Source organism: Pimelobacter simplex (assembly GCF_024662235.1).
Classification (GTDB): domain Bacteria; phylum Actinomycetota; class Actinomycetes; order Propionibacteriales; family Nocardioidaceae; genus Nocardioides.
Map to the genome: position 1 here is coordinate 3,602,210 of NZ_CP096276.1, position 25,609 is coordinate 3,627,818.

Here is a 25,609-nt window from a genome sequence, read left to right on the forward strand (position 1 = left end):
AGGTCACACCAGCGCGAGCAGGTCGACCTCGACCTGGCCGTGCCCGGCGAGGTCGACCGCACCGGTGGGCCGGCCGGCGTCGAGCTCGAGGGCGACCTCCCACTGGCCCTCGCCGGCCGCGAAGGCGGTCAGGGACGGCGCCTCGCGGTCGAGGACCCAGTAGTGGGCGATGCCGCCGCGCAGGTACTCGTGCGGCTTGCGGACCAGGTCCTCGCTGCGGGTGGTGCGGGAGAGCACCTCGACGACGAGGACGGGTGGGGTGCGACCCCAGATCGCCTCACCGTCGTCGATCTCCTCGTAGGCGGCGACATCGGCGATGCGCAGCGACCCGCCCAGGTCGATGCCCATCTCAGTGCCGACCTGCAGGTTGGGCAACGCGTTGCCGAGCAGCCGGGCGACACGCAGCTCGGCCAGCTGGTGGAAGTGCGCGGCCGGCGGGCTCATCAGCGCCACCCCGTCGACGTACTCGGCGCGCACCTCGCGCGGCAGGGCGTCGAACGCCGCGCGCGACATGGGGCGCCGTTCGAGGCGTGGCTCGCTCGACATGACAGCCATCCGAGACTCCGATCCGATCGACTCATGCGGTCTCCTCCGAGAATCGCACGCCCGAGCGCGCGATGCGAGGGACCAGGATCAGTCGTCCGCGAATCGTCGGCAACCGCTCATCCACAGGCCTGGCGACCAGGCCGTGGACGGCGGGCGATCAGTCGTCGCCGGGGTCGGGAGCGCCGCCCGCGGGCGGACCCGGCTTCTTGCAGACCACCGTGTCCGAGGGGGTGTAGACGGTGTGGAACTTCTCGGTGTGGTCGACCGCGGACTGGCCCGCCTTGCGGAAGATCCGGGTGACGTCGACCTGGAAGCCCGACCAGCCGGTGTGCGCCTCGCAGTCGGGGGTGGTCAGCGTCCGGGTCGCCGGCGAGACGTAGCCGTAGCGCGCGGAGGTCTTGGAGTCGATGTCCCAGGTCTTGGTCGACCACATCTGCACGGTCACCTTGCCCTGGCGCGAGTAGTTGCTCGGGACCACCCAGGCGCGGATGAGGACGCCGTACTGCGTGTCGTTCTGGAACCGCAGGTCGACCGTCGGCCAGGCCACGGTGGCCTCGCGGCCGACCGGGTAGCGGTCGATGTAGAACGAGTGCGGCTTGTGCTGGATGTCCTTGAGGCCGGCGAAGAACATCGCGTTGAACGTCGTCGTCGCCATCTGCGAGACGCCGCCGCCGAGGTCCTTCTTGAGGATGCCGTTGCTGATGATGTAGCCGTCGGTGAAACCGTTCTCGGCGGTGCGCTCGCCCACGGTCTTGTTGAGCGAGAACTCCTCGCCGGGCTTGAGCAGGGTGCCGTCGACCAGCTCGGCGGCGCGGCCGATGTTGACGTTGCGGTAGTCCGCGTGGGGGTAGTACGTCGAGAACTCCGAGATCTTCTCGACGATCTTGAGCGCCTTGGCGTCCTTGGTCGTGAAATCGGCGTCGGCGACGGTGGCGTTCACCTTGCCGCTGCGGGCGTCCTCGGGCGCGGTGAGCAGGCCCTGGAAGACGGTGGCGACCTCGGCCGGGTCGAAGGTGACGCCGGGCTTGGCCGGGATCACCTTGGGCTTGCCCTTGACCAGCTTGACGGTCGCGTCGACCGGCTTGCCGTTGGCCGTGGCGCCCTTGACGAGCGTGGCGAGCGCGGCCTCGTCGACGGCGGGGACGAGCTTGCCGTTCTCGGGCTTCATCGACAGCACGGAGGCGAACTTGCGGGGCGCGAGGCGGATCTCGTTCTCGCCGAACACCAGCGTCACGGCGTGGGCCATGGCCGGGTTGGCGAAGCTGTCGACGGCCTCCTCGACGTCCGCGGAGTCGATCTCGGGCTGGGCGGCGGCGACCTGGAGGACGACGGACTTCTCGTCGCCGAGGTAGGCGTCGACGATCGCGGTCCGTGCCTCGTCGCGGTCGACCTCCTCGCCGGCCTCGGGCTGCTCGGTCTTGACGCCGTCGGCGGTGAAGAGCACCTGGCCGTCCTTGGGCGGCTTGCCGAGTCCCTCGGAGAGCGCGGTGAGCTTGTCGTCGAGGCGGGTCTCGTCGATGTGGACGACCGCGTCGACGTCCTTGCCGCCGGTGAAGTAGTCCCACTGGCGGCGCGGGCTCCAGCTGGCGCCGGCGCCGGCCGCGTCGACGGACGCGGCGTAGTCGATGTCGAGCCCGATCTCGCCGGGGGCGACGGACTCCTGGGCGTCGGCGGAGGAGCCGGCCGACTGCGCGACGGTGACCTGGATCGGCTCCTTGGCACGCTCGCCGAAGGCCTTCTGGAGCTTGGCGATGGCCGCGTCGCGGGACAGACCGCCGACGTCGACGCCGGAGATGCTGGTGCCGCGCGGGACCTTGTCACCGGCCAGGCCGTACGCCGCGGCGTACCCGCCGCCGGCCAGGAGCGCGAGCAGCACGATGACCACGACGACGATCCGGCCCCCGGGGCGCTCGGACTTCGTCGGTTCGGTGTCGGACTCCCACAGCGTCACGCGCGCCATCCTAAGGAGCCGATGGCTGCCGCTCCGCATCCGGAGCCTGGGCGCGGCGCGGCAGGAGGCCCGTGAAGCCCGCTCCGAGCACTACCGCACCGGCCGCCAGGAGGACGTATCCGCTGGCGTCGCTGGCCACCAGGTAGTCCCCCTCGGCCCGCTCCAGCGTCAGGGCGACGAGCGCCGCCGCCCAGCCCACCGCGAACGGCAGCCGCGACCACCAGCCGCCCGGCAGGGCGACGAGGACCGCCGCGGTCGCGGCCAGCCCGAGCAGGAGGCCCCACGGGTAGCCGTGGAGCAGCACCGTGCACACCGCGACGCCGCCACCCAGCAGGACGCAGGGGACGACGAGGAGGGCGCGCACGAGCAACGTCGCGGCCTCAGTCCGGGATCCCGGCGAACAGGTCGGTCTCCCAGCCGTTCTCGCCCCCACCGGGGCCGGCCGTGCCCTTGACCAGGCGGAACTGCTCGCGCCCGAAGGCCTGGGCGCCCACGTTGTTGGACAGCGCGAAGAACGGCCCGTCGGTGGTGATCTGCGTGGCGTGCGCGCGCAGGGCGTCGAGCTTGGCCTCGACGTGCTCGCTCGCGTCGACCTCGGAGGTGATGTCCTCGTCGGGACGGAACATCGCCGGCAGGTCGCCCTCGGGGTCCATGCCCTCGAAGGTCGTCGTGTCGCCCGCGGCCCGCAGCCGGCGCAGGCCCTCGCGGATGCGGCTCTCGGAGATCGCGCCCCAGTAGATCTTCGCGATGTCCCAGGCCTCCCCCAGGTCCCGCCGGTACGACGGCGCGGCGGCCAGCTGCGCGGCGTACATCGCGACCCGGTGGGCCTGGATGTGATCGGGGTGGCCGTAGCCGCCGAACTCGTCGTACGTCACGAGGACCTGGGGCCGCACCTCGCGGATGACCGCGACGAGGTGGGTGGCCGCCTCGGTGAGGTCGGCGTGCCAGAAGGCGTTGTCGTGGATGTCGTCGGCGGCGATGGCATGACCGTCCTCGTGCCACTTCATCCCGGAGTCGCGGTAGGTGCCGAAGCCGCCGAGGAACCGGTGGTCGGTGACGCCGAGGGCGGCCATCGCGGCGGCGAGCTCGCCCTGGCGGTGCTCGCCGAGGCGGTCGTCCTTGTCGGCGGCCAGGTGCTCGAGCTCGGGGACCAGGATCTCGCCCATCTCGCCGGCCGTGCAGGTGACGAGCGTGACGCCGCGACCCTCGGCGACGTACTTGGCCATGGTGGCGCCCTGGCCGATCGACTCGTCGTCGGGGTGGGCGTGCACGAGCAGCAGACGGTGTGCCGCGGTTTCGGTCATGCTGACGAGCGTAATGATGTGCTCCATGACCTCTCGTCGCGGGCGGACCGCAACCACCGCGGGGACCCTCGCGCTCGCCCTCGCCGGCAGCACGTTGAGCGGGTGCGGCCTGCTCGACGGCAGCTCCCGGCTGGAGAAGGCGCTGGAGTACCTCCCGGCCGACACCCGGACCGTGCTGTTCGTCGACCGCGCCCAGGTCGCCGACCGGGTCGACCTCGACGACCTCACGACCGGCGGCTCCGAGGACGACGTCAGCCGGTGGGCCGAGGCGACCAAGGGCGAGGCCTACGGAACCGAGCTCGCCCGGTGGCTGGTCCCCATGCAGGAGGCGGCGTTCAGCGACTTCGACGTCGAGTGGGAGGTGGTCGGCACCGACGACGGCGGGATCTCCCGGATCTGGCGGATGTCCGACGACCTCGACTTCGAGAAGGTCTCCGCCGACCTCGAGGACGCCGGCTACGAGCGCTCCGGCAGCAAGGACCGACCGGTCTTCAAGGCCGACCTCAGCGACACCGAGAACGGCCTGGTCGGCGGGCGCTACCCGATCCCGCCGCTCGAGATCGCCCTCGTACCCGGCGAGGAGCTCATCGTCACCGGCACCCGGATCGACGACATCCTCGCGGCGGTGGACGACGACGCCGACTCGCTCGCCGACAAGGGCAGCTTCGGCGACCTGCTCGGCCAGGCCGACCACCAGGACGACCTGGAGTACGCCGCCCTCGGCCTCGACGCCCCGTGCGCACCCACCGACGAGCCCGACGCGAAGGGCGAGGGCCTCGGCCTGTTCGTGCCCTCCGACGAGGAGGTCCGCGCGGTGCGCCTGTTCGACACCGACGCGGCTGCCGAGGCCGATGCCGCCGCCCTGGAGGACGCTCTCGCCGCGTTCGGCGAGCGCAGCGGCGTCGACCTCGCGGACGACGTCACGACCGACGGTCGCGCGGTGCGGGTCGAGACCGGGTTCGACGAGCGCGCCGTGCTCGCCCAGGCCTACGTGCGCCAGGAAGGGCCGTTCGGCTGCCCCGCGAACGCGCCTAGATGAGTAACTCCAAGCTCTCGCACGCCGAGCCCCACTCAGCATCCACGTCGGCTGCGTTGCCGACGCTCGACGTGCGCCCAGCATGCCTTCACGCCGGCGCCTTGCCGACGCGGCGCCGAGCGGCGCTCGACGCACGACCCCTTGGACTTACTCATCTAGTCCGGGCGCTTGATCCGCTTCGGCGCGTCGGGCAGCGGCAGCATGCTGCCGGTCGGGCCGCCGATCGGCCCGGGGCTCTCGTCCTCGGCGTCCAGCCAGCCGTCGTAGGTCTCGACGAGCATCTCCAGCTGGATCTCGGGGGCGTCGGTCAGGACCGCCCACGGGTGGTCCTCGTCGTCGTCCTCGCCGGCCAGGCGCTCGCGCACGACCTCGGCGGTGAAACCGCCGCGCTGGAGCACCAGCGCGGCCGCGCGTGCGTCGTCCTCGTCGAAGAAGATGCCTCTCACGGGTCCATCATCCCCCAGCCCCCGGGTTCTAGGGTGAGCCTGTGCCCGGCTTGCATCTGACCCGTACGACGGACAACGGCGACGAGATCGACGCCCTGGCCGGGGCCCTGCGCTCCGACGGCGGCGGACGGGTGGGCGTGACCGGCATGGTGCCGGACCTGCCGGGACGGTTGCGCCGCACGTTCGCGCCGTCGCCGCGGCTGCTCGGGCTCAAGGTCAGCCAGGCCTACACGTGGGAGGGTCCCGACCGGCGCGACCGCGGGTGGTGGCCGCAGGGCATCACGACGTCGGCCGAGACCGGCTTCCGCGAAGCGCACGGGCACGACGTGCTGATGACGTCCTGGTACTCGCGCACCGGGCAGGGCTCGCGGGTCAGCCTGGTCGACCTGCACCACCGGCGCTACGGGCACGTCCTGCTGGTGACGCCGAAGGTCGTGGACGGCGAGCCGGGGTTCGCGCCGCTCAAGGTGCACGCGGGCGGGATCGTCTGGCACGGCGACTACCTCCACGTCGCGGCGACCGGGCGCGGGTTCTCGAGCTGTCACCTCGGTGACGTGCTGCGGGTGCCGGCCGGGTCGCCGTACGAGACGTTCGGGCACCGCTACGTGCTGCCGGTCCGGTTCGCGCACAAGGGGGTGGCCGACGAGGGCGTCGGCCGGCTGCGGTTCTCGTTCTTCAGCGTCGACCGCTCGGGGCCCGAGCCGACGCTGCTGGTCGGTGAGTACGGCTCCAGCAAGCAGTCGCGCCGGCTCGCGCGGTTCGCGATCGACCCGGCGACCGCGCTGCCGCGACCGGACGCCGACGGGCTGATCCGGCCCGAGCTCGACGACCGCGGGGCGCTGCGGATGCAGGGCGTGGCCGCCGTCGACGGGACCTACTACGTGACGCGCTCGCGCACGCCGTACCTCCCCGGCTCCGTGTACGTCGGCCGCCCGGGCGCCTTCCGCGAGCACCTGGCCGCCACGCCCCTCGGCCCCGAGGACCTGGTCTGGTGGCCCGAGACCGACGCGTTCTGGTCGGTGAGCGAGCACCCGGGGCGCCGCTGGATCTTCGCGATGCGGCGCCGCGACCTCAGGCCACGGGGGTAGCGACCGCCCGCGCGACGGCGAAGGCCTCGACGCACCGGCGGACCTGGTCCTCGGTGTGCGCGGCCGAGAGCTGCACCCGGATGCGCGCCTGGCCGCGCGGCACGACGGGGAAGCTGAACGCGGTCACGTAGACGCCGTGCTTCTGCATCTCGTCCGCGATCCGCGCGGTGAGTGCGGCGTCGCCGAACATCACCGGCACGATCGGGTGCTCGCCCGGCAGCAGGTCGAAGCCCTCGGCCTCCATGAGCGAGCGGAAGAGCGCGGCGTTGGCGCGCAGCTGCTCGCGCAGCTCGCCCGATCCCTCGACCAGGTCGAGCGCGCGCAGCGTGCCCGCGACGATGGACGGGGCGAGCGTGTTGGAGAACAGGTAGGGCCGCGAGCGCTGGCGCAGCAGCGCGACGATCTCACGGTGCGACGAGACGTAGCCGCCGGAGGCGCCGCCGAGGGCCTTGCCGAAGGTGCCGGTGTAGATGTCGACGCGGTCCGCGACACCGCACAGCTCGGGCGTGCCGCGACCGCCGTCGCCGATGAAGCCGACGGCGTGGGAGTCGTCGACGAGGACGAGGGCGTCGTACTTGTCGGCGAGGTCGCAGATCTCGCGCAGGGGCGCGATGTAGCCGTCCATCGAGAACACGCCGTCGGTGACGACGACGCGGAAGCGCGCGTCGGCGGCGGACTTCAGCTGCTCCTCGAGGTCGGCCATGTCGCGGTTGGCGTAGCGCAGCCGGCGGGCCTTGGAGAGCCGGATGCCGTCGATGATCGAGGCGTGGTTGAGGGCGTCGGAGATGATCGCGTCCTCGGCACCGAAGAGGGTCTCGAAGACGCCGCCGTTGGCGTCGAAGCACGACGAGTACAGGATCGTGTCGTCGGTGCCCAGGAACTCGGAGAGCCGGCGCTCCAGCTCGAGGTGCTGCTCCTGGGTGCCGCAGATGAAGCGCACGCTGGCCAGGCCGTAGCCCCACTCGTCGAGCGCGCCGCGAGCGGCGTCGAGGAGGCGCGGGTCGTCGGCCAGGCCGAGGTAGTTGTTGGCGCAGAAGTTGAGCACCTCGGCACCGTCGGCGACGATCTCGGCCTTCTGGGGGCCGCGGATGCCGCGCTCGCGCTTGGTCAGACCCGCCTGCTCGATGCCGTCGAGCTCGGCGGTGAGGTGGTTCCTGAAGTTCCCGTACATCACAGCTCCGTCCAGTCCAGAACAACCTTGCCGACCCCGGCGGACGCCGCGATCTCGAAGCCCCGCTCCCACTCGCGGGCGGGGAGGCGGTCGGAGATCACCGAGGAGATCGCCTCTCGCAGGGTGCTGCTCGTCTGCAGCATCGCGCCCATCGCGTTCCAGGTCTCGAACATCTCCCGGCCGTAGATGCCCTTGAGCGTCAGCATGTGCGTGACGACCTTGCCCCAGTCGACGGCGAACGGCGCGCTGGGCAGGCCGAGCATGGCGATCCGGCCGCCGTGGTTCATGTTGTCGATCATCTGCGGCAGCGCCGACGGGGCGCCGCTCATCTCGAAGCCCACGTCGAAGCCCTCGCGCATGCCCAGCGAACGCTGGACGTCGCGCACGCTGGCCTGCGAGACGTCGACGACGGCGTCCGCGCCCATGCCCTTGGCGAGCTCGAGGCGGGCCGGGCTGACGTCGGTGCCGACGACATAGCGGGCGCCGACGTGGCGGGCGATCGCGATCGCCATCAGCCCGATCGGGCCGCAGCCGGCGACGAGGACGTCCTCGCCCACCAGGGGGAACGCGAGCGCGGTGTGCACGGCGTTGCCGAGCGGGTCGAAGATCGCGCCGAGGCCGGGCTCCACGTCGGGGTGGTGGACCCACACGTTGCTGGCCGGGAGGCTGAGGTACTCCGCGAACGCGCCGTCGCGCTGGACGCCGAGCCCGACCGTGCGGATGCACATCTGGCGGCGGCCGGCGCGGCAGTTGCGGCAGGTGCCGCACACGATGTGGCCCTCGCCGGAGACCCGGTCGCCGACCGCGACGTCGTCGACCAGCGGGCCGACCTCGACCACCTCGCCGTAGAACTCGTGACCGGGGGTCAGCGGCGCGGTGACCGCCCCCGCCGCCCACTCGTCCCAGCGCAGGATGTGCAGGTCCGTGCCGCAGATGCCGGTGCGCAGCACCCGGATCACCACGTCGGCCGGGCCGCAGACCGGGTCCGGGCGGTCGACGAGCACGAGCCCGGGGCCTGCCTCGGCCTTGAAGAGCGCCTTCATGGGACCAGTGAAGAACCCCCGGACCGTTCAGAGCAACGGGCAGTTTCTGCAACGTCCTTTAAGTGATCACTTCACAGTAGGCTGACCGCCATGGAGCTGCACCAGCTGACCGTCCTGCGCGAGCTCGGGGCACTCGGCAGCGTCACCGCCGTGGCCGAGGCGCTGCACGTCTCCCCCTCGGCCGTCTCGCAGCACCTCGCGGCCCTCCAGCGGCAGTTCGCGACCCCGCTGACCCGGCGCGAGGGCCGGGTGCTCACGCTCACCGACGCGGGCCAGGTGCTCGCCCAGGCCGGGGCGGGCGTCATCGACGCGATGGCGGCCGCGCAGAGCGCCGTCGAGGAGTTCGAGCACCGCGCGGGCGGCACCGTCACGCTGAGCAGCTTCCACAGCGCCGGCCAGGCCCTCTTCGGGCCGCTGCTGCGGGCACTCGGCGACGGGCCCGGCGTACCGGACCTGCGGCTGGCGGACGAGGACGTCGCCCAGAGCGACTTCCCCGCCCTCACCGCGCAGTACGACCTCGTGCTCGCGCACCGCATGGAGCACAGCCCGCCCTGGCCGGGCGCCGACCTCCACGTCGTCCACCTGGCCCGGGAGCCGCTGGACGTCGCACTGCCCGCCTCCCACGCCCTCGCCCGCAAGCGCACGCTGCGCCCGCGCGACGTGATCGGCGAGCGCTGGGTGACCAGCCGCGTGGGCTACTCCCCCGACGACGTCCTCACCGCCGTCGCCGCGCTGGCCAGCCGGCCGGCCGAGGTCGTGCACCGGGTCAACGACTACGGCGCGGTCGCGGCGCTCGTCGCGGCGGGCTCCGGGATCGGGCTGCTGCCCCGCTACACCGCGTCCCACCCGTACGACGACGTGGTGCTCCGCCCCCTCCACGGCCTCAGCACCAGCCGCACCATCGACGTCCTCGCCCGCCCCGAGACCCTGCGCCGGCGCTCGGTGCAGACGGTCGTCCGGGCGTTGCGGCTCGTCATGGAGCGGCTGGTGGCGTCACAGGGTTGAATGGCGCCATGAGCGAGGAGACCTGGCTGGCGCAGGCGATCGACCTGGCGACGGCCAACGTGGCCGACGGCGGTGGGCCCTTCGGCGCGGTGATCGTCCGTGACGGCGCGGTCGTGGCCACCGGGCAGAACCGGGTGACCCGCAACCTCGACCCGACCGCCCACGCCGAGGTGATGGCGATCCGGACCGCGTGCACGGCGCTCGCGACGTTCGAGCTGACGGGCTGCGTGCTCTACACCTCGTGCGAGCCCTGCCCGCTGTGCCTCTCGGCCTCGCTGTGGGCCCGGCTCGACCGCGTCGTCTACGCCGCCGACCGCGACGACGCCGCACGGGGCGGCTTCGACGACCGCGCGTTCTACGAGCTGTTCGACCGGCCGCGCTCGGAGTGGTCGATGGCGATCGCCAACGTCCGCCCGCCCGACGCGACCGCGCCGTTCGACGCGTGGCTCGCGCACGAGCAGCGCACGGCCTACTAGGCGATGGCCGCCACGGTGACGACCGTGACGAGCAGCACGAGGAGCAGGCCGACCACGAAGCCGATCGCCAGCAGCGGGCCGTAGCCGATCCGGCGCGCGGGCGCACCGGACTGACGGAGGGCCGCGAGCAGCGCCGGGCCGCCCTGGCGCGAGAACGCCGACGCGTCGGCGGCGAGGTTGCCGGCTCGTGCGGCCGTGGCGCCGGCGACGCCCAGCGCCGCACCGATCACCGGCCCGATCGGCCGGGCGAGCACCGGGTAGGAGGTGCCGCCGACGGTCACGGTGATGCGCTGGGCGGCCGAGGAAACCCGCGCCTGGTGGACGGGCACCCGGAACACGTCGACATAGCCCGACGGCCCCTGGCCCGGCGCCAGCAGCGCGAGTCGGCCGTCCTCGACGAGCAACCAGACCGGGACGGCCCCGGCGGGCGCCGCCCAGTAGCCCTGGAACGCGGCGCGGGTCTGGGCGCCCTCGTCGGCGTACGGACTGCTCACGTCGTCCTCGATCCAGCCGTCAGCGGGTGGGGTAGTCGCGGAGGAAGCCGTCGGACATCCAGTCGTCGTCCTCGGAGCGCAGGGCATTGCCGGTGAACTGCGCGTCGCGGATCATCAGGTACCGGTCGCCGCGCGGCGAGGTCCAGCGACCACGGGGGTCGTTCCACGTCACGTCCACCGCCCGCCAGCTGTTGCCGATCCGCACCTTGTTCCACGCATGCGCACCGCCGTCGGCCAGGTCCCCGGTGACGACCACCGACTCGATGCCGGCCTCCTCGGCGAGCACGTCGAAGGCATAGGCATAGCTCATGCAGACACCCGTGCCGGAGAGCAGGATGCCGTCCGGCTCCCAGGCGTAGCGGAGCCGGGCCGGGATGTCGGACCGGTACTTGCCCGGCGAGCCGGCGATCGCGGCGTCGTCGTACTCACCCTGGTCCACGAGATAGCGGTTGAGGGCGCGCACCTTGTCCGCCACGCTCATCCCCGCCGTGATCTCGCTCCTCACGATCGCCTTGGCCCGGTCCGCGATCCTCTGCTGCCGGCGCTGCTTCTCGGCCGCCGGGTAGGCCGGCTGGACGTGGAGGACGCTGCCGTCGTACGTGTAGCGGTCGAAGTACGCCAGGGCGTAGGGATTCTGGTAGACCGCCTCGCGCCACGCGTCCTGGACGTCAGGGAGCCCGGGCTGGTCGTCGAACGCGGAGAGGTCGATGTCGGTCGCGCCGGCGACGAGCTGCTCGGCGATGAACGTCGACAGGTCGTTGCTGCCGAAGACCGGGTACGTCGGCTTCGGCAGCTCGGGGCCGGGCTTCCTCGGGTCGCCGACGTCGATCACGATGCTCGACCTGAGCAGGCCCGCCTTCGGGTAGTCCCGCTGCGCCCGGGCGTTGAACGCCGCGACCTCGGCGTCGATGTCCTTGACGGCGTCGACGGGGATCCGGACGGTCTCGAGCAACCGGGTGCCCTGGCCCTGCAGCGGGACCTCCCACCAGCGGCCCTTGCGCCGGACGTCCGCGCGGTCGATGGCCGCTCCCGTCGCGCGGGTCGATCCGTCGACCGAGGCGAACAGGAACCGGCTCGGCAAGGACGCCAGGCCGCGGTTCCAGATGTCGGCGCCGCCGTCCCACTTCCGGTCGGAGCGGACGGGGAGCGTCTCGAGGCCGGTGAGGGCGACCGCGGCCAGCGCCGACGGCTTGCGGTCCACGACCGCGACGACGCCCAGTCGGGCGTCGATCTTCTCCCCGACGAGGGTCGGGTTCGAGGCCATGGTCGACGCGTCGACCGTGGTGAGCCGCAGCGCCTCGTTCTGCGTGCAGGAGACCGTGCGGCAGATCGCCGTCTCCTCCGACGACCACGTCGTCTCGGTCGTGCGCCCGATCACCCGCACCGTGCCGTCGAGGTTGCTGCCCCGCCGCTGCTGCAGGACCACCGCGTACTCGGTCGCTCCCTCGACCGGCGACCACTCGAGGAGCGCGTCGCCCTGCGCGGAGACGGTCGCGGCGACCTGCGCCGGCGACGGCGTCTCGGCGACGAAGCTCACCTCGGTGACCAGCGGACGTGCCCGCTTGCTGCCGTCGGGGTTGAGCTGCTGGACGACGTACACCTCGGGGTTGAGGTTCCAGTAGGTGCCGAGGTCGGCCACCGTGGCACTCGCCTGGCCGTTCTGGCGGGTGATGTGCGCGCGCCGCACCTGGACCGGCTTGACGGCCAGCAGCGGCTCCGAGGAGGGCGAGGTCGGGTCGGGCAGGACGAGCGCCGGCACGGGCTTGGTGAGCGCCGCGTCGGCGTAGACCTCGATCTGGTCGGTGGCGTCATGGTCGGCGGGGACCGTGAGGTCGGCGTCGACCCCGACGCCGGTCAGGGCCTCGGTGTAGTCGTAGCCCGGTACGGCGTTCTCGACGGCCGCCGTGGTGGGGAGCTCCGTGCGCCCCTCGTTGAGCACGCGGTCGCGCAGGGCATCCGCCTGGCTCCCGCTCCGGCGCTCGCCGTCGGGACGGTCGTCGTCCCCGCCCTGCGCCAGCACGACGACGAGGCCGACGACGAGCACGACGACGAGGCCGAGCGAGCCGAGGACGGCCAGCCAGGGGAACCTGCGCTGGGTCACGGGCAGGCCTCCACGACGGCACCCTGCGTGCGGGTGATCTCACCCCGCTGGGAGGTGATCTCGGTCGGCACGGTCGTGTCGGGGTACTCCCCCCGGCGCACGGCGTCCTCCGTCTCCTGCTTCCAGTCCGCGAGTGCGCGGTAGTAGGAGACGACGACCGTGGCCTCGTCGGTGACCAGCGCCGCCATCTCGTCGTCGCCCGCGGTCGCGATGTCGGCCAGCACGGCGTCGTACATCTCCTGCAGGCGGTCCGGGTCGGCGTCGGCGGCCGACCAGAGCTCGGAGCTCTGCACCACGTCGCGGTAGGCGTCACAGGATGCCTCGCGCGCGACGTCGCCCGACTCCCCGTCGGCGCTGCCGGAGTCCCCGTCGTCACCGGAGTCGTTGCGGACGACCAGCGCGACGGCACCGAGCACGAGCAGGACGAGCACGAGACCCGCGGCCAGCCAGGCCAGGGTGCGACCCGGGCCCCGGCGGGGCGGTGGTCCGGACGGCGGTCCGTACGGGGGCATGCCAGGGTGCGGTGTGCTCAAGAGACCCGAGTCCTTAGGGGGGATCAGCGTGCTGGTGCGTCATCGACGGGCCGGTCGGCCCGTCGACCCTAGAAAATAGGGGTCTCGCGCACCGGGCGGAACCGCGGAAACCGCGCAGCTGCGAGCAGCTCGACGGCCACCGCCAACGCGATCGTCGCCGGCTCCTTGCCGAGCGGGCCGGGCGCACCGATCGGCGTACGCACGCGGCCGATCGCGCTCGCGTCGTGCCCGAGGTCCGCCAGCTTGGCCCGGAAGCGCACCCACTTGGCGCTCGACCCGATGAGGCCGATCGACCCCGGTACGTCCGAGCGCAGGAGCGCGTCGAGCAGGGCGAGGTCCTCGGCGTGGTCGTGGGTGAGCACCAGGACGTCGCACCCCGGCGGCAGGTCCGCGACGACGAGCTCGGGCAGCACCGGCACCTGGTGGATCCGTACGTCGGCCGGCCCGGACCGCAACGGAGCCGTCCGGTCGGCGGTCACCTGGTCCGCGCGGGAGTCGACGAGGTGCAGCTCGACGTCGTGCCGGCTGAGCAGCAGCGCCAGCTCGAAGCCGACGTGGCCCATGCCGAACACCGCGATCGCGCGGCGCACGGGGACGGGCTCGTAGAGCAGCGTCACCTCGCCGCCGCAGCACTGCACGCCGTGCTCGACGGGCGCCCGGTCGGAGAGGTCATGCCGCTCGGTCAGCACCGCGGCGCCCGGATCGGCCAGCAGGGCCCGCGCCCGTCGTACGGCGACCTCCTCGAGGTTGCCGCCACCGATGCTCCCCCAGGTCGCGTCGGGCGACACGACGAGCTTGGCGCCCGCCTCCCTGGGCGCGTGACCGCGCACCTCGCTGATCGTCACGAGCACCGCCGGTACGCGGGTCTCGCGCAGGTCCTGGAGCGCGCGCAGCCAGTCGGTCATCGGCGCACCCGCTCGATCGCCCACCAGACCGCCTCCGGCGTCGCGGGCGAGGCCACCTCGACCGGGATCCCGCCCGGGCCGAACGCGCCGACCGCGTCGCGCAGGGCCTCGCGCACCGAGAAGGCCAGCATCAAGGGCGGTTCGCCGACCGCCTTGGACCCGTGCACGACGCCGTCCTCGGTCGCGTGGGCCAGCAGCGTGACGCGCAGGTCGGCGGGGAGCTCCGACAGGCTCGGCAGCTTGTACGTCGACGCCGCCTGCGTCGCGAGGCGCCCCCGGTTCGGCCCGTCCGAGCTGTCCCAGCGCAGGTCCTCGAGCGTCAGCCAGCCCACGCCCTGCAGGAACCCGCCCTCGATCTGGCCGATGTCGACCAGCGGCGAGAGGCTGTCGCCGACGTCGTGCGCGATGTCGACGCGGCGCACCTCGTAGCCGCCGGTGAAGCCGTCGACCTCGACCTCGGCGGCGGCCACGCCGTAGGCGAAGTACTTGAACGGGTTCCCGCTCATCGTCGTGGCGTCCCAGGAGAGCCCCTCGGTGCGGTAGAAGCCGGCCGCCCAGAGCTGGACCCGGTCGAGGTAGGCCGCACGGACGACGTCCTCCCAGGTGGCGGCGGCGTCGAGGCGCTCGCGCACGGGCACCAGCCGGGCGAGGATCTGCAGGCAGGCGTCACGGACGGCCGCGCCGTTGAGGTCGGCTCCCGAGCTGGCCGCCGTGGCCGAGGTGTTGGGCACCTTGTCGGTCCGCGTCGGCGCGAGCCGGACCCGCTCGATCGGCAGCCCGAACGCGGTGGCCGCCACCTGGAGCATCTTGGTGTGCAGTCCCTGGCCCATCTCGGTGCCGCCGTGGTTGATGAGGACCGAGCCGTCCTTGTAGACGTGCACGAGCGCACCGGCCTGGTTGAACGAGGTGAAGTTGAACGAGATGCCGAACTTCACCGGCGTGATCGCCAGACCCCGCTTGGAATGGGGGTTCTGGGCGTTGTGCCGGTCGATGTCCTTGCGGCGTACGGCGAACTCGCTGGTGTCGAGCACCTGCTGCCACGCGCGGTCGATGCGCTCCGCGTGCCGGACCGGCTGCCCGTACGGCGTGGCCTGGCCCTCGGCGTAGAAGTTGCGGCGGCGCAGCTCCTCGGGCGCGATCCCGAGCGCCGGCGCGCAGCGGCCGAGGACGTCCTCGACGACGAGCATCCCCTGGGGACCGCCGAAGCCGCGGAACGCCGTCTGGGAGGTGGTGTGGGTGCGCGCGATCCGCCCCTGCACGTGGACGTTCGGGATCCAGTAGGCGTTGTCGACGTGGCACAGCGCGCGCGAGAGCACCGGCTCGGAGAGGTCGAGGCTCCAGCCGTCCTCGGAGGTGAGCGTCGCCTCCAGCGCCTGCAGCCGGCCGTCGTCGTCGAAGCCCACCCGCCACGTCGCGTGGAAGCCGTGCCGCTTGCCGCTCATCGTCATGTCCTGCTGGCGGGTGAGCCGCACCCGCACCGGCCGTCCGGTCAGCGTCGCCCCCAGCGCGGCGACGGCGGCATAGCCGTGGGGCTGCATCTCCTTGCCCCCGAACCCACCGCCCATCCGCAGGCACTGGACGGTCACCTGGTGGCTCGCGAGGCCGAGCACGTGGGCGACGATCTCCTGGGTCTCGGTCGGGTGCTGCGTGCTCGACTGGACGAAGACCTGGCCGTCGTCGTCGACGTGGGCCAGCGAGGCGTGGGTCTCGAGGTAGAAGTGCTCCTGCCCGGCGAACTCGGTGACGCCCTCGAAGACCCGCGTGCTGGCGGCGAGTCCGGCGTCGACGTCACCGCGGACCATCGTCGGGCGAGCACCCTGGAAGCTCTCGGCGGCGATGGCGTCGGCGATCGTGACCAGCGAGGGCAGCGGCTCGTAGTCGGCCACGACGGCGGCCGCGCCGAGCCGCGCGGACTCGAGCGTCTCGCCCAGCACCCAGGCGACCGCCTGCCCGTGGAACAGCACCTCTCCGGGGAACAGCGGTTCGTCGTGCTTGGTCCCGGAGTCGTTGACGCCCGGCACGTCCGCGGCAGTCAGGACCCGCACCACACCAGGGATCCCGTACGCCGGCGCGCCGTCGAGCCGGGTCACCCGCGCGTGCGCGTGGGGCGCGGTGACCGGGTGCGCGTGCAGCACCTGCCGGGTCCGGACCACGAGGTCGTCGGTGTAGAGCGCGTGCCCGGTGACGTGGAGCGCCGCGGCCTCGTGGGGACGTGCCTCGCCGACGCTCACGACGCCACCTCCCCGGTCGGCGCGGCCTGCTCGGCGAGCAGCCGCGGGAGCGCCTGGCCCAGCATCGCCCGCCGGTACGCCGCACTGGCGCGGTGGTCGTCGAGCGGGGTCCCGGTCGCCGCGAGGGCCGCCGCGGCCGGCGCGATGCCCGCGACCGTCCAGGGTGCACCGGTCAGCGCCTGCTCGGCCGCGGTGGCGCGGATCGGGGTCGCGGCGACCCCGCCGAGCCCGATCGCTGCGCTGCGGACGACGCCCGTCGCGGGGTCGATGTCGAGCGCGAAGGCCACGGCTACCGACGAGATGTCGTCGAAGCGCCGCTTGGCGATCTTGTGGAACGCCGTCGTCGGGGCCAGCGGCAGCGGCACCCGGATCCGCGCGACGAGCTCACCCGGCGCACGCACGCTCTGCCGGTAGCCGGTGAAGTAGCCGGTCAGCGGGACGGTCCGCTCGCCGGTGGCCGAGACGAGGACGACCTCCGCGTCGAGCGCGAGCAGCGCGGGCGACAGGTCACCGATCGGCGAACCGGTCCCGAGGTTGCCGCCGATGGTCGCGCCGTTGCGGATGAGGCGGGACGCGAACTGCGGAAAGACCGCGTCCAGCAAGGGGATTCTCCCCTCGAGCCGGCGCTCGACCTCGCTCAGCGTGAGCGCGGCACCGATCTCGACGACGTCCGCGGCGAGGCTCAACCCGCGCAGCGCGTCGAGCCGGTCGATCGCCACCAGCAGCGCCGGCCGGGACCCGCGCAGGTTGGCCTCGACGCCGAGGTCGGTCGAGCCCGCGACCGCGACCGTGCCCGGCTCGGCCAGCAGGGCCAGCGCCTCGGCGAGGGTCGCCGGCCGCGCCCAGCCACCGATCCGGCCGGGCGGGGCGGGGGGCGGGGCGCTCGTCGTACGGGTGGCGAGGGGGTCGTCGGCCGCGGGCGCACCGAGCGCCTCGGCAGCGTCGACGATCGGGCGGTAGCCGGTGCAGCGGCACAGGTTGCCCGAGAGCGCGTGGTGGTCGAACCCCTCGCGGCCGGGACGGTAGAACTCGGCCGCCATGCTGCACACGAAGCCGGGCGTGCAGTAGCCGCACTGCGAGCCGCCACGCACCGCCATCTCGTGCTGCACCGGGTGCAGCGCGGCCGGCGTACCGAGGCCCTCGGCGGTCACGACCTCCTGGCCGGCGAGCGAGGCGGCCGGCAGCAGGCAGGCGTTGACCGCGGTCCACTCGGTCAGGGCGTCGACACCGGGCCGGGCGACGAGGACGGCGCACGCACCGCACTCCCCCTCGGCACAGCCCTCCTTGGCGCCGGTGAGCCCGAGACCGCGCAGCCAGTCGAGCGCGGTGACCGGCGGCTGGGCGCCGACGAGCGCCCGGGCGGCTCCGTTGACCGTGACGGCGGCGCCCGGCCCAGGGGCCGGATCCGTGCTCATCACGGTCAGGTTAGATCAAGGAACGACCGGGAGGGTGACGGTTTGCGCGGAACCCGACGCGATGCTGACCGGCGTCGCGACCGCGCCGCCGCGGTAGTTGAGCGAGCCGCCGGCGACGACGAGCCGCAGCCGGTGCCCGGGCGCGAACTGGTGCACGATGGCGGGCAGCTGCACGGTGAACGGCCGGGTCACGTCGGGGATCCGTACCGGCGCCTCGAGCCCGTTGATCAGCCGCGCCTTGCCGTCGGGGCCGACGTCGGCGACCTTGACGAAGAGCACGAGCTGGCCGAGGGGGCCGAGCCGCTGGGTGAGCGCCGCGCTCGGCGCGCTCACCTGGAGCCGCACCGTCGGCGACCCGGCCACGCGCAGCGGCGTGGTCAGGACGGGCGTCGACCAGGCGGCGGAGGTGCCCGGCAGGTCGGTCACCAGGTCGGTGATCGGGCCGAGGACGCCGCCCAGGACGTCCATCTGGTCCAGGCGCGTGGGCAGGCCCGCCGGCGGCGTGAGGAGGGAGCGGCTGCCCGGCGCGCTGGGCGTCGTACCGGTGACGAGGGCGTCGGTGCCCGAGAGCCGCCAGGTGCGCTGCTGGCCGACCGGGAACGCCGCCGAGGTGGCGTACGCCGGCCCGGCGTTGCCGCGGTAGGGCACCCAGTCGCGGAAGTAGGCGAACTCCGGCCCGGTGCTGACCGAGCGCCCCTTGAGGTAGCGCTCGAACCACGCGAGCACCCGGGCGCTGACGTAGCCGGCCGCCGGGTCCGTCCAGCTCACCTCGCCGGGCGCTCCGGCGCCGGAGTGGCCGCCGAGCTGCCAGATCATCTTGGTCTCGGTGCCCTGGGCCTGGAGGGCACGGTAGGTCGCGACCGCCTCGTTGAGGTTGAAGAGCGTGTCCTTCTGGCCCTGCACCAGCAGCGTGGGCACCCTGACCCGCGACACGTACGACGCGACCGACGCCTTGCGCAGCGCCGTCACGTGGGCGGGCTGGAGGTATCCGGTCACGCCCGCGGTGATCAGCGCGGGGCACACGTAGGCCGCGAAGTTCGGGCACGGCAGGAGGTCGGGCGGGACCTGCTGGTTCTGCAGGTCGCCGGTCATGCCGAGCCCCGAGAACGCCAGCGCCCACACGAGCTTGGCCGCACCGGGCACGGACGTCGATACGCCGGAGACCTGCGTGGTGCTGTTGGGGTCGAGGTTGTAGCTGAGGTCGTTCCAGGTGATCACCGGGACGATCGCGTCGACCCGCGCGTCCTGCGAGGCGACCGCGAACTGGAACCCGCCGCCGTACGAGCCGCCGAAGGTCGCCACCCGCGGGTCGTTGGCCCGCGCGACTCCGCGGTGGTCGCGCGCGTCGCGCTGGACGACCGCGAGCGCCGGAGCGGCGGTCTTGTGGGCCGCGTCCCGGAAGGCGATGCCGGGCGAGCCGCCGAGGTAGCTGACGAGCTGGCTGGCCGCCTTGCCGTCGTACGCCGGGTCGTCGAGGGTGATCGTGCAGCCGGAGCCGCCGAACCCGAGACCCGAGTAGGACAGGACGACATAGCCCCGGCGCGCCAGCATCGCCGCCATCGGCGCCTGGTCGTCCTTGGAGCCGCCGAAGCCGTTGGTGGTCAGCACGGCCGGCATCCGCCGCGCGGCGCTCGCCCCCGCCGGGACGTAGACGTCGCCCACGACGTCGCACGTCTTGTCGCCGGCCGGCCCGACCTCGACCTTGAAGTGCAGCGTCGTCCGGGTGAACGGATCGGCGGCCCGCGCCGGGTCCGGTGGGACCACGAACGAGGCGAGCACGGTGCCGATCGCGACCAGGAGCAGTGTGATGCGCTTCACATCGGTGGAACGACCGCCCGCGGGCCGTGGTTACGCGCCGGTAGCAATGCTCAGGTCCGGGCCGCGGCTGCCGATGGGACCGAGATGGAGAGGGACGAGGAGCGGCCGGACTGCCCGCCCTGGTGCACCACCAGCGCGGCCGAGCACGCCGAGGAGGACCCCGGCACCTGGCTGCACGAGGGACCGCGGTTCGGCCTGCTGCGCACCTGGTGGCAGGAGGGCCCGGGCGAGCACAGCGCCTTCACCGCGACCGTCGCCGAGCCCGAGCTCGGCACCGAGCTCGCCTCGGACGACCTGCGCCGCCTCGCCGCCGACGCGCTCGACGCGGCGCTCTGGCTCGACCGCCAGGCGCGTACGTCGACCAGCGGGCACGGGGAGTCGGTCGTCGACCTGGTCAAGCGGGCGCACGCGGCGTCGTCGTCGCGGTCCGCCTGAGGCCGACCCGCGCGGCCCGTCGTACGTCCTCGGTGAGGGCGGCGAGCGCCGGGCTGTCGAGGCGCCACCGCTGCCAGTAGAGCGGTACGACGACCGGTCGCGCCCCCGGCAGCCGGACGGCGTCCCCGGCCGCGAGACTCTCGTCGAGCTGCGGGTCCAGGAGCATCCCCCAGCCCAGTCCGGCCCGCAGCGCGGCGTGGAAGTCCGCCGTGCTCGGCACCCGGTGCACGACCGGCGGCCGGCCGGCGCCGTGCGCGGCGAGCAGGTCGTCCTGGAGGTGGTCCTTCTCGTTGTAGACGACGATCGGCATCGCGGCCCAGTCGATCCCGCGGCCCTTGCGGTGGCGCTCGACCAGCCAGGGCGCGGCGGCGGGCGTGTACCGGATCGCGCCGAGTCGCTCGACGACGCAGCCCTGCACGGGCACCGGCTCGTCGGTGACCGCGGCGAGGACCTCGCCCCGGCGCAGCAGGTCGTGCGAGTAGGCCTGGTCCTCGACGTGCAGGCGCAGCGCGGTCCCCGGCCGCTGGGCGACGTCGGCCAGCACCTGCCGGAACCAGGTCGCGAGCGAGTCCGCGTTGACCGCGACGGCGAGGTCGACCACCTCGCCCGCCCCGAGCTCGGCGGCCGCCTCGGTCGCGAGCAGCCGTAGCTGGCGCCCGAGCCGGACCAGCGGCGCACCGGCCGGCGTGACGGTCGCCGGGGACGTGCGTCGGACGAGGACCTGGCCGGCGGCCTGCTCCAGCGCGCGCACCCGCTGGCTGACCGCGCTCGGCGTCACGTGCAGGCGTCGGGCGGCGGCCTCGAACGTCCCCTCCTCGGTGATCGCGACGAGGGTCTCCAGCTGGGCCGGGTCGAAGCGCATGACCCATGTTAAGCAGCACTGATGTTCCTGTAGGAACATTCGCTGGCCTTCACCGCGGCGCGACCCTAGGTTCGTCCCCGTGCTCGCCCCCGCCCTCGCCGGACTCGTCACCACGATGACCCTCATCGTGGCCATCGGCGCGCAGAACGCCTACGTGCTGCGCCAGGGCCTGCTGCGCTCGCACGTCGGCGTCGTCGTCCTCATCTGCGCCCTGTCCGACGCCCTCCTCATCGCGGCCGGCGTAGGCGGCGTCGGCGCGCTGGTCGACCGCACCGGCTGGGCCCTCGACGTCGTCCGCTGGCTCGGCGTCGCCTTCCTGCTCTGGTACGCCGCGGGGTCGCTGCGTCGCGCCTTCCGTCCGGAGTCGCTGACCGCGGCCGGCGGCGACGGCGCCGGCACCGGTGCCCCCGTCGAGACTCGGCGCAGCGTGGTCGGGCGCACCCTCCTGCTCACCTGGCTCAACCCCCACGTCTACCTCGACACGCTGCTCCTCATCGGCTCGATCGCGTCCGCCCACGACGGCGGACAGGTCGCCGGGCGCTGGTGGTTCGGCGTCGGCGCCGCGCTCGGGAGCGTGCTGTGGTTCAGCGGGCTGGGCTTCGGCGCCCGGCTCCTCGCTCCCCTGCTCGCCCGGCCGCGCGCGTGGCAGGTCGTGGAGCTCTGCATCGCGGCGACGATGGTGCTCGTCGCGCTCAAGCTCGCGACCGGCTGAGCTCAGCCGCGGATCCACTCCTCGAGGACCGCGGCGAGCGGTCCCGGCGTACCGTCCGGGCCGACGAGCAGGGCGTAGCCGTGCCCCGACTCCGCCGGCTCGAACCGGCTGCCCCGGGGCGCCACGGCGGCGATCGCCCGCGACGCCGCCACCTGGTCCTCACCCTCGTCGTCGGCCATCGCGACCAGGGCGGGCACCCGCAGGGCGCGGCCACCGGCGACGACCTCCATCCCGTCCCAGTCGGCCGGACCGGACAGGTCGGCCACCCGAGCGGCACGGGGATCGCGCACGGCAGTCATCAGCGCGACACTGCCGCCCATCGAGGCGCCGACGACCACGACCGTACGGGCGCCGAGCGACCGGCGCGCAGCGTCGATCGCGAGGCTCACCGCGTCGGTCTGCCGGGCACCCCGGTGCGCGCCCGTGCAGCGGGCGGCGCCGTAGCCGCACAGGTCGATCGCCAGCACCTGCACGCCCGGTCGTGCCACCAGGCGCGCGGCGTAGGGCAGCCAGCCGCACAGGCCGTTCCCGTTGGTCTGGTGCAGCAGGACGGCGACCGTCGGCCCGGTCCCGGCCGTCACCGCGCTCACCCGGCCCACTGCGGCGCTGTGCAGCGTGCGCGGCCGGAAGTGCGCGGCGGCGACCGCCGGGTCCTGCGGTCCGCAGCGGCTCAACGCCCCCGGGAGCGTCGCGAGGGGCGCGCTCGTCGTACCGCTCGGGGACGGGGACGGGGCGGCCTCGCGCGGCGGCGCCGGCGCCTCGTCGCCCGAGCACCCGGTCAGCCCCAGGGACGCAAGCGCCATGACGGCAACGACGACGGCCCGGATCCGCGTTCTCATCGGCCCATTGTGCGCCTCACGCTCCCCGGGGAGGCCGTCGCGAGCCGTTCACGTCGCGCACACGTCCCGGCCAACTCGTGCTGGCGAGCGGTACCCGCACGCTGCTTAGCGTCGCGCCCGTCCGCGCCGATCGGCGGCGCGGCGGAAGGGACAACCGATCATCATGCGATCTCGCTTCAAGGCCACGGCCACGGCAGCGATCCTGCTGGCCGGCGTGGCCGGCGTCGGCGGCAGCGTGGCGGCCCAGGCCAGCACCGCGGACGCCGCGGCGCCCACCAAGGCCAAGAACGTCATCTACCTGCTCGGCGACGGCATGGGCCGTACCCACGTCACCGCCGCCCGCGAGCGCTTCTACGGCGCGCACGGCAAGCTCAACATGGAGACGATGCCCGCCGTCGGCCAGGTGGCGACGTACGCCGTCGAGAAGAACTCGGGCCAGCCCGGCGAGGCTGACTTCCACCCGAACTACGTCACCGACTCCGCCTCGGCCGCGACCGCGTGGGCCTCCGGCGTGAAGACCTACAACGCCGCCCTCGGCGTCGACGCCAAGGGCACCGTCGTGCCGACCGTCATGGAGCAGGCGCACGCCGCCGGGCTCGCGACCGGCAACGTGTCGACCGCCGAGATCACCGACGCCACCCCCGCCGGCCAGATGTCCCACGCGCTCGCGCGCGGCTGCCAGGGTCCGTCGTACTCGGCCGGCAGCTGCCAGGACACCGCGATCACCGGCTCGGCGCTGCCGACCGACGACGTGCGGGTCACCCCGATCGCCGACCAGATCGCCCGCAACCAGACCGCGGACGTCATCCTCGGCGGCGGCCTCTCCCGCTTCGACGCCGCGGACCAGACCGCGCTCGAGAGCAACGGGTACGCCGTCCTCGGCTCGCCCGCCTCGCAGACCGTCGCGACCAAGACCGAGCTCGCGAACGCGACCGGCCAGAAGGTCTTCGGCCTGTTCAACAAGGGCAACCTGACGGTCGAGAAGTTCAAGAAGGCCAACCCCGGCGCGCCCGAGGCGCAGGAGCCGACGGTCGCCGACATGACGACCAAGGCGATCGACCTGCTCAAGGCCAAGAGCGCCGCCACCGGCAACAAGGGCTTCTACCTCCAGGTCGAGGGCGCGCTCATCGACAAGCGCTCGCACGCCAACGACGCGAGCCAGACGCTCGAGGAGATGAAGGCGTTCGACGACGCGGTCAAGGTCGCGCTCGACTTCGCCAAGCAGGACGGCAACACGCTGGTCATCGTCACCGCCGACCACGAGTGCGCCGGCTTCAACATCATCGAGAAGGGCAGCTTCACCAACGCCGAGGCCGGCACCCCGCCGGTCAACGTCGACGGTGGCAACCCGTCGAACAACTCGACGCCGTCGCGTCCGACCAACCAGACCAAGGACTCCTCGCGCAGCGCGTTCGCGCCGGCCACCTTCCGCACGGCCGACGACCCGGCCGGCGTCGAGGACGGTACGCCGCAGGCCAGCCTCTGGCTGACCTACCTCTCGGGCAACCACACCGGTGCCGACGTCCCCGTCTTCGCCTACGGTCCGGGGTTCTCGGCGCTCGACACCTCGATCGAGAACACCGCACTGTTCAAGATCGTGCGCGGCGCCCTCTCCCTCGACGGCAGCACCCCGCCGGTCGTCAAGACCGCGACGAAGACCTCGCTGTCCGGGCCGGCGAAGGTCAAGGCCGGCAAGAAGGCCACCCTCACGGTCAAGGTCAGCCCGGCCGCCGCGACCGGCACCGTCCGGATCACCGACAAGGGCAAGGTCGTCAAGACCGTCGCCCTCTCCGGCGGCAAGGCGACCGTGAAGCTGAAGCTCAAGAAGGGCAAGCACAAGCTGGCCGCCGGCTACGCCGGCAGCACGTCGTACCTGCCCTCGGCGTCGGCGACGATCACGATCCGCGTCGTCCGCTGACCCACCGCACCGACACGTCCCGCGTCCCGGTCGCCACGGCGGCCGGGGCGCGGGGCGTCCGGCTCTCCAGGAGAACCCGCATGCACCGCACCGCCCTCACCCTCGCCGGCCTCGCCACGACCGCCGCCCTCGCCCTGAGCGGCTGCTCCTCGGCCGAGCCGGAGCCGGCCGGCTCCAGCGCGTCGGCCCCGGCGTCCGACGTACCGAGCCCGGTCGTCATGACCGAGTTCCCCGACCTGGCCGCCCCGACCGGCGAGCCGGTCCTCGACGGCATCGCGTCGGCCGCCCCCGGCCGTCCGGGGACCGTGGGCCGCATCCCCGGCCCGTTCGACGACCGCTTCTCCTACGGCAAGGTCACCTTCGACGGCCGGCGGGTCACCGGCTCGCTCGACATCACCAGCGACGTCTCCGACCTGCTCGAGCTGCAGGTGCTGGCCGGCTTCTACGACGCCTCGGGCACGCTCCTGGGCACCGCCCGGTTCACGCACCACCTCGAAGAGAGCGCCCACCACGACGACGGGCCGCCCTCGGAGCACGAGACGTTCACGATCAAGGTGCCCCGCAAGCTCGCGGGCAAGGCCGTGAGCGCCGCGGTCGGCGTACCGGTGCTGGTCAACGAGTAGCGCGCCGCACCGGCGCCGAGATGAGCGCCGTCCGCACCGACATCCCGAGGTCGCGGTGGCGCACCGTCGTGATCCGGCGCCCCGGCTGGACGGCGTCCTTGACCGGCGCGGTCCGCTCCCCCAGCAGCCTGGCCGCCGCATCGATGTCGGCCACCGTGAACGTCACGCCCCACAGGCTCGCCGGCCCCTCACCCGCCGCATCCGGCGCGCCCACCACCTCGAGCACCACCTCACCGAACCGGTAGAACACCTGCCGCACCGGCGCCCCACCCATGTGCCCGTCACGCACCCGCCGCTCCTCGGCGCCGAGGGCGGCGAGGACCGCGCGGGTGCGGTCGAGGTCGGGCGAGAGCAGCACGACGTGGTCGATCACGGTGACACCGTTCGGGTGCTCCCCCGGCGGTTCGGCACCGGCCGGCGCATCCGACGCCCGGCCGCCCGTCGGTACGCCGTCGAGATCACCCGCCCACGCCTCCGGCAGCCCACCCAGCGACCACCCGACGATCCCGCGCCCGCGCTCCCGCTCCCGCCCCGCGAACCGCAGCCGGACGCCGCCGACCCGGGCGGCGCCGTCCTCACCGACGACGAAGCCCGCCTCGCGCCACGGCTGCGGCGGGTCGGCGATCTCGAGCTCGGCGATCGTCAGCACGCGCCCAC

At 73.4% G+C, this 25,609-nt stretch carries 25 protein-coding genes; 8 read left to right on the forward strand and 17 right to left on the reverse strand.

What is annotated here, in order from left to right; translation table 11 throughout:
- Window positions 1-3 precede the first annotated feature (3 nt).
- From M0M48_RS17725 to mshB, 4 genes are all read right to left on the reverse strand, one after another.
- On the reverse strand, window positions 4-546 hold the full coding sequence (locus M0M48_RS17725) for a Uma2 family endonuclease (protein ID WP_257752144.1): 543 nt from the start codon (window positions 544-546) through the stop codon (window positions 4-6).
- A 157-nt stretch (window positions 547-703) separates the two neighbouring features.
- Window positions 704-2,497, reverse strand: a complete 1,794-nt coding sequence (locus M0M48_RS17730; protein ID WP_257752145.1) for a VanW family protein — start codon at window positions 2,495-2,497, stop codon at window positions 704-706.
- 10 nt (window positions 2,498-2,507) lie between these two features.
- A complete protein-coding gene (locus tag M0M48_RS17735; protein WP_257752146.1) occupies window positions 2,508-2,861 on the reverse strand; it encodes a DUF6113 family protein in 354 nt (117 codons plus the stop codon).
- A gap of 16 nt (window positions 2,862-2,877) precedes the next feature.
- Entirely contained in the window at window positions 2,878-3,801 is a 924-nt protein-coding gene (gene mshB / locus M0M48_RS17740; RefSeq protein ID WP_257752147.1) for an N-acetyl-1-D-myo-inositol-2-amino-2-deoxy-alpha-D-glucopyranoside deacetylase, read from the reverse strand.
- 25 nt (window positions 3,802-3,826) lie between these two features.
- Here mshB and M0M48_RS17745 point away from each other — a divergent pair, with 25 nt between their 5' ends.
- Window positions 3,827-4,840 (forward strand): hypothetical protein, encoded by a 1,014-nt coding sequence (locus M0M48_RS17745; protein ID WP_257752148.1) that lies wholly within the window; start codon window positions 3,827-3,829, stop codon window positions 4,838-4,840.
- 152 nt (window positions 4,841-4,992) lie between these two features.
- Here M0M48_RS17745 and M0M48_RS17750 read toward each other — a convergent pair whose 3' ends face one another.
- Window positions 4,993-5,283, reverse strand: a complete 291-nt coding sequence (locus M0M48_RS17750; protein WP_257752149.1) for a hypothetical protein — start codon at window positions 5,281-5,283, stop codon at window positions 4,993-4,995.
- A gap of 41 nt (window positions 5,284-5,324) precedes the next feature.
- Between M0M48_RS17750 and M0M48_RS17755 the strand changes: the two genes are divergently transcribed.
- Complete coding sequence (locus M0M48_RS17755) at window positions 5,325-6,371, forward strand: hypothetical protein (protein WP_257752150.1); 1,047 nt, start codon at window positions 5,325-5,327, stop codon at window positions 6,369-6,371.
- Here M0M48_RS17755 and M0M48_RS17760 read toward each other — a convergent pair.
- Together M0M48_RS17760 and tdh are read right to left on the reverse strand one after the other, a co-directional pair.
- Window positions 6,355-7,542 (reverse strand): glycine C-acetyltransferase, encoded by a 1,188-nt coding sequence (locus tag M0M48_RS17760; protein ID WP_257752151.1) that lies wholly within the window; start codon window positions 7,540-7,542, stop codon window positions 6,355-6,357. The genes M0M48_RS17755 and M0M48_RS17760 overlap by 17 nt on opposite strands.
- Window positions 7,542-8,585, reverse strand: a complete 1,044-nt coding sequence (gene tdh / locus M0M48_RS17765) for an L-threonine 3-dehydrogenase (protein WP_215814623.1) — start codon at window positions 8,583-8,585, stop codon at window positions 7,542-7,544. The genes M0M48_RS17760 and tdh overlap by 1 nt, the downstream gene beginning before the upstream one ends.
- A gap of 90 nt (window positions 8,586-8,675) precedes the next feature.
- On the opposite strand from tdh, the gene M0M48_RS17770 reads away from it, so the two are divergent.
- Entirely contained in the window at window positions 8,676-9,590 is a 915-nt protein-coding gene (locus tag M0M48_RS17770; protein ID WP_257752152.1) for a LysR family transcriptional regulator, read from the forward strand.
- An 8-nt stretch (window positions 9,591-9,598) separates the two neighbouring features.
- A complete protein-coding gene (locus M0M48_RS17775; RefSeq protein WP_257752153.1) occupies window positions 9,599-10,066 on the forward strand; it encodes a nucleoside deaminase in 468 nt (155 codons plus the stop codon).
- Here M0M48_RS17775 and M0M48_RS17780 read toward each other — a convergent pair.
- The 7 genes from M0M48_RS17780 to M0M48_RS17810 form a co-directional block, all read right to left on the reverse strand.
- Complete coding sequence (locus M0M48_RS17780) at window positions 10,063-10,560, reverse strand: hypothetical protein (RefSeq protein ID WP_257752154.1); 498 nt, start codon at window positions 10,558-10,560, stop codon at window positions 10,063-10,065. The genes M0M48_RS17775 and M0M48_RS17780 overlap by 4 nt on opposite strands.
- A 19-nt stretch (window positions 10,561-10,579) precedes the next feature.
- Window positions 10,580-12,661 carry a transglutaminase domain-containing protein gene (locus M0M48_RS17785; protein WP_257752155.1) on the reverse strand — a complete coding sequence of 694 codons (2,082 nt, stop codon included), beginning with the start codon at window positions 12,659-12,661 and terminating at the stop codon, window positions 10,580-10,582.
- A complete protein-coding gene (locus M0M48_RS17790) occupies window positions 12,658-13,173 on the reverse strand; it encodes a hypothetical protein (protein ID WP_257752156.1) in 516 nt (171 codons plus the stop codon). Before M0M48_RS17790 ends, M0M48_RS17785 begins: the two co-directional genes overlap by 4 nt.
- A gap of 89 nt (window positions 13,174-13,262) precedes the next feature.
- Entirely contained in the window at window positions 13,263-14,099 is an 837-nt protein-coding gene (gene xdhC, locus M0M48_RS17795) for a xanthine dehydrogenase accessory protein XdhC (protein WP_257752157.1), read from the reverse strand.
- On the reverse strand, window positions 14,096-16,330 hold the full coding sequence (xdhB, locus tag M0M48_RS17800; protein ID WP_257752158.1) for a xanthine dehydrogenase molybdopterin binding subunit: 2,235 nt from the start codon (window positions 16,328-16,330) through the stop codon (window positions 14,096-14,098). Before xdhB ends, xdhC begins: the two co-directional genes overlap by 4 nt.
- Entirely contained in the window at window positions 16,327-17,745 is a 1,419-nt protein-coding gene (locus tag M0M48_RS17805; protein ID WP_257752159.1) for a xanthine dehydrogenase small subunit, read from the reverse strand. The genes xdhB and M0M48_RS17805 overlap by 4 nt, the downstream gene beginning before the upstream one ends.
- Window positions 17,746-17,760: 15 nt before the next feature.
- Complete coding sequence (locus M0M48_RS17810; RefSeq protein ID WP_257752160.1) at window positions 17,761-19,563, reverse strand: alpha/beta fold hydrolase; 1,803 nt, start codon at window positions 19,561-19,563, stop codon at window positions 17,761-17,763.
- An 84-nt stretch (window positions 19,564-19,647) separates the two neighbouring features.
- Between M0M48_RS17810 and M0M48_RS17815 the strand changes: the two genes are divergently transcribed.
- Window positions 19,648-19,998: a hypothetical protein gene (locus M0M48_RS17815; protein WP_215814614.1), complete on the forward strand. Its 351-nt coding sequence runs from the start codon at window positions 19,648-19,650 to the stop codon at window positions 19,996-19,998.
- Here M0M48_RS17815 and M0M48_RS17820 read toward each other — a convergent pair.
- The gene (locus M0M48_RS17820) at window positions 19,958-20,860 is read right to left on the reverse strand and encodes a LysR family transcriptional regulator ArgP (RefSeq protein ID WP_257752161.1); all 903 of its coding nucleotides are present in this window, start codon (window positions 20,858-20,860) and stop codon (window positions 19,958-19,960) included. The two genes, M0M48_RS17815 and M0M48_RS17820, sit on opposite strands and share 41 nt — an antisense overlap.
- 79 nt (window positions 20,861-20,939) lie before the next feature.
- On the opposite strand from M0M48_RS17820, the gene M0M48_RS17825 reads away from it, so the two are divergent.
- Window positions 20,940-21,572 carry a LysE/ArgO family amino acid transporter gene (locus M0M48_RS17825; RefSeq protein WP_215814612.1) on the forward strand — a complete coding sequence of 211 codons (633 nt, stop codon included), beginning with the start codon at window positions 20,940-20,942 and terminating at the stop codon, window positions 21,570-21,572.
- A gap of 2 nt (window positions 21,573-21,574) precedes the next feature.
- On the opposite strand, the gene M0M48_RS17830 is transcribed toward M0M48_RS17825, so the two are convergent.
- Window positions 21,575-22,411: an alpha/beta hydrolase family protein gene (locus M0M48_RS17830; protein WP_257752162.1), complete on the reverse strand. Its 837-nt coding sequence runs from the start codon at window positions 22,409-22,411 to the stop codon at window positions 21,575-21,577.
- 163 nt (window positions 22,412-22,574) lie between these two features.
- On the opposite strand from M0M48_RS17830, the gene M0M48_RS17835 reads away from it, so the two are divergent.
- Together M0M48_RS17835 and M0M48_RS17840 are read left to right on the forward strand one after the other, a co-directional pair.
- Window positions 22,575-24,329 carry an alkaline phosphatase gene (locus M0M48_RS17835; RefSeq protein WP_257752163.1) on the forward strand — a complete coding sequence of 585 codons (1,755 nt, stop codon included), beginning with the start codon at window positions 22,575-22,577 and terminating at the stop codon, window positions 24,327-24,329.
- Between the two features lie 80 nt (window positions 24,330-24,409).
- A complete protein-coding gene (locus M0M48_RS17840; RefSeq protein WP_257752164.1) occupies window positions 24,410-24,952 on the forward strand; it encodes a hypothetical protein in 543 nt (180 codons plus the stop codon).
- On the opposite strand, the gene M0M48_RS17845 is transcribed toward M0M48_RS17840, so the two are convergent.
- The gene (locus tag M0M48_RS17845) at window positions 24,942-25,601 is read right to left on the reverse strand and encodes a VOC family protein (RefSeq protein WP_257752165.1); all 660 of its coding nucleotides are present in this window, start codon (window positions 25,599-25,601) and stop codon (window positions 24,942-24,944) included. The genes M0M48_RS17840 and M0M48_RS17845 overlap by 11 nt on opposite strands.
- Between the last annotated feature and the right edge of the window lie 8 nt (window positions 25,602-25,609).